The organism is Stenotrophomonas sp. YJH_SMC_120 (assembly GCF_059368675.1).
Genome location: NZ_JCAFRY010000024.1, coordinates 45,518 through 52,074, shown reverse-complemented (window position 1 = coordinate 52,074; position 6,557 = coordinate 45,518). Strand labels below are relative to the sequence as shown.

Here is a 6,557-nt window from a genome sequence, read left to right as displayed (position 1 = left end):
TCCGGGGCCCGGCCCAGCCGCTGGCGGCTGTGCGTTCGGGCGCTTGCGAAGCAGTGCTTCGCAAGCAAAGCGCCCTCACCCATGTAAGCTCGGTCGCCGCATCCATGCGGCTCACGCCCCCGCAACCGGACCCACCCCGCTTCGACAGGTTTCCGCGACCTGTCGGGACAGCATTCTTCTCTGATGGGTGTCGACCTTGGTCGACACGGTAGATCTGATTCCAGTTTGATTATCGATATCTGACAGATGTGTCGACCAAGGTCGACACCTACCAACAGCCGCCGGAATCTGTCAGAGGTGGGGCGGTGTCGGAGTGCGGGGTGTCAGCCGCATGGATGCGGCTGCCAAGCCTACACGGACGTACTTGCGGCGTCCCCGCACTCCGACACCGCCCCGCCCAACCACGGAATGCACGCTGTTGCTGTTGCCGGCCAGCGGCCGGCACTACCGCGGGTGCAGGGCTGCAAGCCCTGCACACAAAAAACCCCGCTTGCGCGGGGTTCTCTGTGTGCTGCGTGCAGCAGGCGCTTACGGGCGACGGGCCAGGGCCTCGACGTCCTTCGCCTTCGGCAGCAGGTCCTGCTTGCTGACGCGCAGGAAGCCGATCGTCAGCATCGGCACCGCCACCAGGATCGAAGACAGCACCACGATCACCGCACCGATCATGTGCGTCTCGGCCAGGCCTTCCATCGAGCTGCCGCCGTACATGTACAGGGCCAGCGCCGACAGGAAGAACATCACCGCGGTGATCACCGTACGCGACAGCGTCTGGTTGATCGAACGGTTCAGCACCTCCATCGAGTCCACGCGCAGGCTACGGAAGTTCTCGCGGACGCGGTCGAAGACCACGATGATGTCGTTGATCGCAAAGCCCATCACCGACAGCAGGCCGGCCAGCACGGTCAGGTCGAACTCACGACCCAGCAGGGACACGTATGCGACCGTCACGATCAGGTCGAACATCGCCACGATGCTGGCGGTGACCGCGAACTTCCACTCGAAGCGCACCGCGATGTAGATCAGGAAGCCGGCCAGCATGAAGATGGTCGCATACAGGCCATTCATCGCCAGGTCCTTGCCGATCTGCGGGCCGACGAACTCGTTGCGCAGCACGGTGGCCTGGTTGTCGGCAGAAGACAGCGCCTTCACCACGGCGGCAGCGGTGGCCTTGTCCTCGGCGGCGGCGTCACCGGTACCCGGCGCATGCTCACCGTGCGGGGCCAGGCGGATCAGCAGGTCGGTGTTGCCACCGACGCTCTGGACCTGGGCGCCTTCGAAGCCACTCTGCTCGAGCTTGTTGCGGACCTGCTCGACGTCCACCGGCTTGTCGAAGCGGGCTTCGATCAGGGTGCCGCCGGTGAAGTCCAGCGCGTAGTTGAAGCCCTTGATGCCGATGATGGCGACCGAGGCCAGGAACACCACGATGGTGACTGCCATGGCGACATGGCGCCAGCGCATGAAGTCGATCTTGGTGTCGTTCGGGAGGATGTGCAGCGGAAACAGTTTCATTGTGCGTGTCGTCCCGTCAGATGGCCACGTTCTGGAGCTTCTTGCGACGGCCGTAGATCAGCGTCGCCAGCGCACGCGACACGGTGATCGCGGTGAACATGGAGGCGAAAATACCGATGATCATGGTCAGTGCGAAGCCCTTCAGCGGACCGGTACCGAATGCGAACAGCGCCACACCGACGATCAGGCCGGTCAGGTTGGCGTCGAGGATGGTGCCCGAGGCACGCTCGTAACCGGTCACGATCGCGGTCTTGCCCGGCACACCGGCACGCAGCTCTTCACGGATACGCTCGTTGATCAGCACGTTGGCGTCCACCGACAGGCCCACCGACAACGCCAGGCCGGCGAAGCCCGGCAGGGTCATGGTCGCGCCAAACAGCGACATCACCGCCACCACGATCAGCAGGTTGAACAGCATCGCTGCCGAGGTGATCACGCCGAACATGCGGTAGTACACGCTGAAGAACACCAGGGTGAACAGGAACGCGAACACCACTGCGCGCATGCCGTTCTTGACGTTCTCGGCGCCGAGGCTCGGGCCGACCACACGCTCTTCGACGAAGTCCATCGGCGCGGCCAGCGAGCCGGACTTCAGCAGCTTGGCCAGATCGTCGGCTTCCTTCTTCTGCAGGCCGGTGGTCTGGAAGTTCTTGCCGAACACGCCGTTGATGTTGGCCACCGAGATCACTTCCTCGTTGACCTTGAAGCCACGCACTTCCTGGCCGTCAACCAGGGTCACGGTCGGCACGCGTTCGGTATACACCACCGCCATCGGCTTGTTCACGTTGGCGCTGGTGAAGTCGAACATGCGCTGGCCGCCGACGTTGTTCAGCGTCACGCTGACCGCCGGGGCACCGCTGGTGGAGTCGGTCACCGCCTGCGCGCCGACCATCTGGTCGCCGGTGACGATCACGCGCTTGTTCAGCAGGATCGGACCGCCGCCGTCACGGCGCTGATAGACCTTCGCTTCCGGCGGGATGCGGCCGGAGTCGATGGCGTCCTGCGCATTGCCCTCGACCACCGCGCGGTATTCCAGGGTGGCGGTGGCGCCGATCATGCGCTTGGCTTCGGCAGTGTCCTGCACGCCGGGCAGCTGCACTACCACGCGGTCGGCACCCTGGCGCTGGATGATCGGCTCGGCGACGCCGAGCTGGTTCACGCGGTTGCGCAGGGTGTTGATGTTCTGCTCGATGGCGCCATTGGCGATCTGCGCGATCTCGGTCTCCGGCACGGTCACCGTGATGCGGTTGCCGCTGACGTCGTAGCCGAGCGTCGGCTGCGCCTTCACCAGCGCCGCACGGGCACGCTGTGCGGCGCCATCACCGGCGGACGGGCTCAGGTTGGCCACGATGCTGTTGTCCGCGCGACGCTCCACCGACTGGTACGCGATGCGCGCGTCACGCAGGGTGCTGCGCACGTCTTCGGTGTAGGCGTCCAGGCGCTTGTCGAGGGCGGCCTTCTGGTCGACCTGCAGCACGAAGTGCACACCACCCTGCAGGTCCAGGCCCAGCACCATCGGGCGACCGCCGAGGTTGGCCAGCCAGTCCGGCACGGTCGAGGCCAGGTTCAGGGCCACGGTGTACTTTTCGCCGACGGTGTCGCGCAGGGCGTCGCTGGCAGCGGACTGCGCCTTCAGGTCCGGCAGGCGAACGATCAGGCTCTCCCCTTCCTTCTCAGCACCGACGGCGGTGATACCGGCCTTCTTCAGGTCGGCCAGCACACGGTCGCGCAGCGCATCGTCGATCTGCCCGCCACGGTTGGCGGTGATCTGGAGGGCCGGGTCCTTCTGGTAGATGTTGGGCAGCGCGTACAGCGCGCTGAGCGCCAGTACGATCAGGATGACGACGTACTTCCAGCGTGGAAATTCGAGCATTGCTTGGGTCCCGCGCGGCGCCATCCCCGGCGCCGCGGTTGTGCATCGGAAAGGGAGTGGCTTACTGGGCCGACTTCAGGGTACCGGCCGGCAGCACGTTGCCGACAGCGCCCTTCTGCACGCGGATGCGCACGTTGTCAGCCACTTCGATGGTGATGAAGTTGTCGCCGATGTCGGTGACGATGCCGGCGATGCCGCCGTTGGTCAGCACTTCATCGCCACGCTTGATCTTCTCCAGCATGGCCTTGTGCTCCTTCTGCCGCTTCATCTGCGGGCGGATCATCAGGAAGTACATGATGGCGATCAGGATGACCGGGAACAGCAGCGTGGTCAGGCCCATGCCCTGCGGTTGGCCGCCGGCGGCCTGGGCGTGGGCGGCGGGAATCAGGAAAGCAAGCAGGTTCATCGTTGGTCCTTTGGTTGGGCGGCGCTTCGGCCCTTTCACGGGCACGAGGTGTCGACCGCGGATCTGGGTCAGCCTTGAAGTATGCCACGGCCCCGGGCGTTCGTCCTTGGGCCGTTTGGCAGGGGCGTTCGGGTTACAGGGGCGGGGCCACCGCCCCGCGTGCCGCGTAGAAGGACTCGCGGAAGGCCAGGAAGGTTCCCGCCTCGATGGCCGCGCGGATGTCGGCCATCAGCTTTTCGTAATAGAACAGGTTGTGCAGGGTACCGAGCATCGGCGCCAGCATCTCGTTGCAGCGGTCCAGGTGGCGCAGGTAGGAACGCGTGTAACCGCCGGTGCAGGCCACGCAGCCGCAGCCCGGCTCGATCGGGTCCATGTCCCGCGCGTACTGGGAATTTCGGATGCGAACGGTGCCGAACGAGGTGAAATAGTGGCCGTTGCGAGCGTTGCGGGTGGGCATCACGCAGTCGAACATGTCCACGCCGCGGGCCACTCCTTCCACCAGGTCCTCCGGCCGGCCCACACCCATCAGGTAGCGCGGACGGTCGCTTGGCAGCTCCGGGTCCAGGTGGTCGAGCATGGCGTTGCGCTCGTGCTCCGGCTCGCCCACAGCCAGGCCGCCGATGGCGTAGCCGTCGAAGCCGATCGCCTGCAGGGCCTCGGCCGAGCGGCTGCGCAGGTCGGTGTGCACGCCGCCCTGGACGATGCCGAACAGGGCCGCGTCATTGCCCAGCTCGTCATGCGCGTTGCGGCTGCGCTGGGCCCAGCGCAGGCTCAGCTCCATCGACCGGCGCGCCACATCCTCGGTGGCCGGGTACGGGGTGCACTCGTCGAAGATCATCACCACGTCCGAATCGAGCACCTTCTGGATCTTCATGCTCTCTTCCGGGCCCAGGAACACACGGGCGCCGTCGGTGGGCGAGGCAAAGGTCACGCCCTGCTCGGTGATCTTGCGGCGGTGGGCCAGCGAGAACACCTGGAAGCCACCGGAGTCGGTCAGGATCGGGCCATCCCAGCGGCAGAAGCCGTGCAGGCCGCCGTGGTCGGCAATGATGTCCAGGCCCGGGCGCAGGTACAGGTGGAAGGTATTGCCGAGGATGATCTCGGCGCCCAGCGCACGCACCTGGTCCGGCAGGATGCCCTTGACCGAGCCATAGGTTCCCACCGGCATGAAGGCCGGCGTTTCCACCGTGCCACGCGGGAAGGTCAGGCGGCCACGGCGGGCACGGCCGTCGCGGGTCTGGAGCTGGAACTGCAGTCGGGACATGGAGCGGTCATTCGGGCAAATAGTTGCCTATTGTCCCCCAAAACCCGGCGCCGACGAACCCCACGACCTGTCTACGCCGTTCAGCGCCCTGCCCGCAGCCGCCAGCGCTGCGCCACCAGGTCGGCCAGGGCGTCCGCCTGGATCGAGTTCAGGATGTCGTTGTGGTCGGCCGAGACACTGTCTGCGCCTGCGATCACCCAGACCGGACGTTGCTGCATTGGCGCACAGCCCTGGCCCGGTATGGTCCGGGCGCGCAGAACGAAACGGCCATCGGCAAGCGTTGCGGTACAGGCGTCCAGCGGCGGTGGCGGACAGGCATCGGCCGTGGCGCAGACCCAGGCTCGATGGGTCTGGCGCTGACGGTCAAATCCAATGGGCGTGCCCCTGAACGCAATCCGGTAGCCCATACCGACGGCCTTGTCGCCCTGCGCCTGCAGCACCGTCACCTTTCGATGCTGGCGCAAAGCGTCAGCAGCCGTGATCGATACTGTTCCGGCAAATGCCGGTGACGCTGCCCACGCGGATACCAGCGCCTGCTCGACCTCGTCGAACTCACGCTCGGCCACTGCCGGGTTGAGCATGAAGTACTCAAGGCCATCCAACTGCTCCTGCACCAGGCCATCCTTGATGGCATGGAACAGGGCTGAGCCGCCGAAACTGTGGCCGATCATGTAGACCGCCCTCTCCGGATGCTGCTCGCGCAACAGGGCCACCACCTGCGCCAGCCCGTTCTCCCCTACTGTCACCGAGGCGTTCTTTCGATCCCAAACCGTCAGAAAGTCGCTCGGCTCCCAGGCCAGCGGGGTATCGTAGGAGTCACCACGCCACCCCACATAGAGCCCCCTCACCGGGGTTCCCGCCTTGGCCTCGACCTTGCCAAGGAATTCTTCAAAATCAGTGAAGTTGCTGTCATTGGGCGATGCGTTGTGGTGCCAGCCGTTGATGAAGACCACCACCGGGAGATCGACAGGTTCCGCCGCCAGCCAGCGTTGCAGGCGGTTGAACTGGCCCGGCCAATGGAAGCCCCCGGCATCATTGATCTCGATCACCATTCGCTCGCTGCGCGCAGGCAATGCGAGGGGACGGGCCTCATGCTCGGGCCAGTAGGCGACATCGGGCACGCTGGAACAGGACGAAAGGCCACACACGATCAGGCACAACCCGGCAATCCGGCGCATGAACGTTCTCCTTGGTGGGGCACCGACCCCTCCCCGGGGTCTGCGCGATGCGATCCTAGCCCGCTGTCGCAGGCCTTGGACGACCGCCTGTCGGCGGGCTGCCCGCTTAATCCTGAAAAAAGCGACAAACCTCGCGGGGCGCGGTTTCACCTTCGTCGCCACTGGCCTTGGCGGGTGGTCACCACATCACTCGCAGTGCACCTTCTGCCGGGAAGAACGTTGGGATGCCATCCACGCATGGCGTGGATCTACTGATTCCAGCGGCAGTAGAGCCACGCCAAGCGTGGCTTTCCGGGGCTCCAGGCACCTGCAAGTGCGCACCAACGG

The 6,557-nt window shown here is 65.5% G+C and carries 5 protein-coding genes; all 5 read right to left on the bottom strand.

The genetic code is table 11. The features are described 5' to 3' along the window. Positions 1–528: 528 nt before the first annotated feature. The 5 genes from secF to AC5P60_RS19400 all read right to left on the bottom strand — a co-directional run bounded on the left by secF (position 529) and on the right by AC5P60_RS19400 (position 6,230). The gene (gene secF / locus AC5P60_RS19420; protein WP_005409259.1) at positions 529–1,509 is read right to left on the bottom strand and encodes a protein translocase subunit SecF; all 981 of its coding nucleotides are present in this window, start codon (positions 1,507–1,509) and stop codon (positions 529–531) included. Positions 1,510–1,525: 16 nt separating this feature from the next. Further along, positions 1,526–3,382 carry a protein translocase subunit SecD gene (gene secD, locus AC5P60_RS19415; RefSeq protein ID WP_483692802.1) on the bottom strand — a complete coding sequence of 619 codons (1,857 nt, stop codon included), beginning with the start codon at positions 3,380–3,382 and terminating at the stop codon, positions 1,526–1,528. Positions 3,383–3,443: 61 nt separating this feature from the next. After that, entirely contained in the window at positions 3,444–3,788 is a 345-nt protein-coding gene (gene yajC, locus AC5P60_RS19410) for a preprotein translocase subunit YajC (RefSeq protein WP_005409257.1), read from the bottom strand. A 133-nt stretch (positions 3,789–3,921) separates the two neighbouring features. After that, entirely contained in the window at positions 3,922–5,052 is a 1,131-nt protein-coding gene (gene tgt / locus AC5P60_RS19405; RefSeq protein ID WP_005409256.1) for a tRNA guanosine(34) transglycosylase Tgt, read from the bottom strand. Between the two features lie 80 nt (positions 5,053–5,132). Further along, positions 5,133–6,230, bottom strand: a complete 1,098-nt coding sequence (locus tag AC5P60_RS19400) for an alpha/beta hydrolase (protein WP_483692803.1) — start codon at positions 6,228–6,230, stop codon at positions 5,133–5,135. Between the last annotated feature and the right edge of the window lie 327 nt (positions 6,231–6,557).